1 protein-coding gene is annotated in these 1,292 nt (G+C 58.0%); it reads left to right on the top strand.

The window, feature by feature from the left end; translation table 11 throughout:
- Nucleotides 1-1,176 (top strand): elongation factor Tu (tuf, locus tag OE750_RS18130; protein ID WP_263765710.1); only part of this gene is annotated, 1,176 nt, incomplete at its 5' end.
- Nucleotides 1,177-1,292: the final 116 nt, after the last annotated feature.

The raw sequence follows: 1,292 nt of genomic DNA, 5'->3' as shown, positions 1-1,292 counted from the left end.
ATGGCAAAGGAAAAGTTCAGCCGTAATAAACCACACTGCAACATCGGCACGATTGGTCACGTTGACCACGGCAAGACGACGTTGACAGCTGCGATCACGAAATATTTTGGTGATTTCAGAGCGTATGACCAGATTGATGGTGCGCCCGAAGAGAAAGCACGCGGGATCACGATCTCGACAGCACACGTCGAGTATGAGACCGAGAACCGCCACTATGCGCACGTTGATTGCCCCGGCCACGCTGACTATGTGAAAAACATGATCACCGGTGCGGCGCAGATGGACGGCGCGATTCTGGTTGTGAACGCGGCCGATGGCCCCATGCCCCAGACACGCGAGCACATTCTGCTTGGTCGTCAGGTCGGCATTCCCGCCATGGTTGTTTTCATGAACAAAGTTGACCAGGTCGACGATGCCGAGCTTCTCGAGCTTGTTGAAATGGAAATCCGCGAGCTTCTGTCCGCTTACGATTACCCGGGCGACGATATTCCGATCATTGCAGGCTCGGCGCTTGCAGCGATGGAAGGCCGTGACCCTGAAATCGGCGAGAACAAAATCCGCGAACTTATGGCGGCTGTTGACGAGTACATCCCGCAGCCTCCACGCGCGATTGACGAGCCCTTCCTGCTGCCGATCGAAGACGTGTTCTCGATCTCGGGCCGCGGCACAGTTGTGACCGGCCGTATCGAGCGCGGCGCGGTTAACGTGGGCGACGAAATGGAAATCGTGGGCATCCGCGACACCAAGAAAACGACCTGCACAGGCGTTGAGATGTTCCGCAAACTGCTGGATCGTGGTGAAGCCGGTGACAACGTTGGCGTCCTTCTGCGCGGCATCGACCGTGACGGCGTTGAGCGTGGTCAGGTTCTCTGCAAGCCAGGTTCCGTGAACCCGCACACCAAGTTCGAGGCAGAAGTTTACATTCTGACCAAAGACGAAGGTGGCCGTCACACGCCGTTCTTCGGCAACTACCGTCCACAGTTTTACTTCCGCACAACGGACGTAACGGGCACAGTCGAGCTGCCGGAAGGCACGGAAATGGTTATGCCGGGCGACAACCTGAAGTTCGGCGTCGAGCTGATCGCACCGATCGCGATGGAAGCGGGCCTCCGCTTCGCGATCCGCGAAGGCGGCCGCACAGTCGGTTCAGGCGTTGTTGCGAAGATCATCGAGTAACGGCGAGCTTGCCTAAGCAAGCTCTGCCGAGTGGGGACAGGCGCTTTCTGAAAGAAAGCTGCCGAGACCCCGCCTCGGTTGAAATAGAAAGGGCCGCCCGACAGGGCGGCCCTTTT

The organism is Lentibacter sp. XHP0401, assembly GCF_025751535.1.
In the GTDB taxonomy this organism is placed as follows: Bacteria; Pseudomonadota; Alphaproteobacteria; order Rhodobacterales; family Rhodobacteraceae; genus Lentibacter.
This window is presented reverse-complemented; position numbering and strand designations above follow the sequence as displayed.